The 1,862-nt window shown below is 47.9% G+C and carries 1 protein-coding gene; it reads left to right on the top strand.

Annotated features, from left to right (window positions below; genetic code table 11):
- The coding region (locus tag QNM16_RS24880) for a non-ribosomal peptide synthetase (RefSeq protein WP_284022920.1) at nucleotides 1-1,862 on the top strand (1,862 nt) is incomplete at both ends.

Genomic DNA, 1,862 nt, shown 5'->3' with positions numbered 1-1,862 from the left:
GGACCGATACAGGTTGTGCAAGACGCTGCACACTTGTTTTCTATGCCGATTATTGATTTGCAAAACACACCACACTCTCAGCAGCACGCCCAGATCTCCCAATTGATAAACCAAGAGGCAAAATCAACATTTGATTTAAGCTGCGATCTGATGCTGCGTAGCCAGTATATTCAATTGGCTAAAGACGAAGGTGTATTATTGTTAACGATGCATCACATCGCTTCCGATGGCACGTCCTTCGAGGTCTTTATTCGGGAGTTTATGGCCCTTTATCAAGCGGTGCCTTTGCCCGCTTTACCTATCCAATATATTGACTATGCCCATTGGCAAAGTGAGTGGTTATCTGAAGATGTGTTAGCCAAGCAACTTACCTATTGGCAAACGCAACTCGCTGATGCGCCGTTACTGCATAGTTTGCCTTTAGATAAACCTCGCCCAGACGTGGCAACTTATGAGGGCGATGTTTTACATGGCAAAGTCTCTGCCGAGCAAAGTCAGGCTGTACAGGCACTGGCTAAGCGCACGGGAGCCACCCCTTTTATGGTGTTGCACAGTGTGCTGGCCTTGGTGCTCGCGCGACATAGCTTTAGTCGAGATATTGTATTGGGCACCGTGGTGGCCAACAGAATGCAGCCTGAATTGGCGCAATTGATTGGCTTTTTTGTCAATACCTTAGCGCTACGTACTTCTGTCGATTTTACGCGTTTTGATGAGTTGTTGGCGCATGTGATTGATGTGAACCTCGATGCACAAAGCAATCAAGATGTGCCTTTTGAACAGGTGGTGGAGCATCTGGGGGTGAGCCGGAGTTTACAGCATAACCCGGTATTCCAAATTATGTTCAGTGTCGCCAACAGCATTGAGCAGGGACCATCGCAGGAGATGAACCATGGCCTGCAATGTGACATGCTGCAACAAAGTGAGCATGAAGCCAAGTTTGATTTATCATTGGATGCGCGTATCTCTGCGCAAGGGATCTCTTTTACTTGGTTGTATAGTACTGCGCTGTTTGAGAGAGCAACCATCGCCCGTTTGCAAAGCCATGTGGAAACTGTATTGGCTCATGTCTTAGCAACGCCGGATTGCCTCTTGAGTCAACTACCGATGCTCAGTGCGCAAGAGCAACAAACTCTGCATCAATTGGCTCAGCCAAAGACCGCACCTGAACCAAAGCATATGTTGATCCATCAGTGGTTTGATCAACAAGCCGCTTTGCATCCACAAGCAATGGCACTGCACTGGCAATCGTCAACGCTGAGTTATCAGGCATTACAACATCAATCCAATTTATTCTGTCACTACCTACAGGCACATCATATTGGTGCGTCCGAACGTGTGGCGGTGTTTACCTCACCTGATGTGCACTTGTTAGGGTGTATCTTGGGGATTTTAAAATCAGGGGCCGCGTATGTGCCGTTGGACCCGAGCTTACCTGCAGATCGCATTGCCTGGATTTTAGAAGACGCAAACATCACTCAGGTCTTTGGTCAAAGGGCATGTTTAGAAGCACAGAGTTTACCAGAGCATGTTGAGAGCCTAGCGTTTGAAAGTCTTGCCTTGGACGATTACGATTTGGGCACCCCGCAGTATAATGGGCATACGGAGGCGCAACTTGCCTATGTGATTTATACCTCTGGCTCAACAGGTCAGCCTAAAGGGGTGATGATGTCTCATGGCAGTTTAGCGCGCAGAATGGCCAGCTTTAGAGACGTGGTCCCGATGCAAGGGCAAGATCGTTTCTTAAGTTTGGCATCGCTTGCATTTGATATCTCTCTATTTGAATGGTTATACCCCTTATTGCATGGGGGACAAGTTCGTCTGGTCTGCAAAGAAGACATCTTGGATATGGCGCAGTTACAGCA

Origin of the sequence: Pseudoalteromonas umbrosa (genome assembly GCF_030125375.1) — a bacterium.
In the GTDB taxonomy this organism is placed as follows: domain Bacteria; phylum Pseudomonadota; class Gammaproteobacteria; order Enterobacterales; family Alteromonadaceae; genus Pseudoalteromonas; species Pseudoalteromonas umbrosa.
This window is presented reverse-complemented; position numbering and strand designations above follow the sequence as displayed.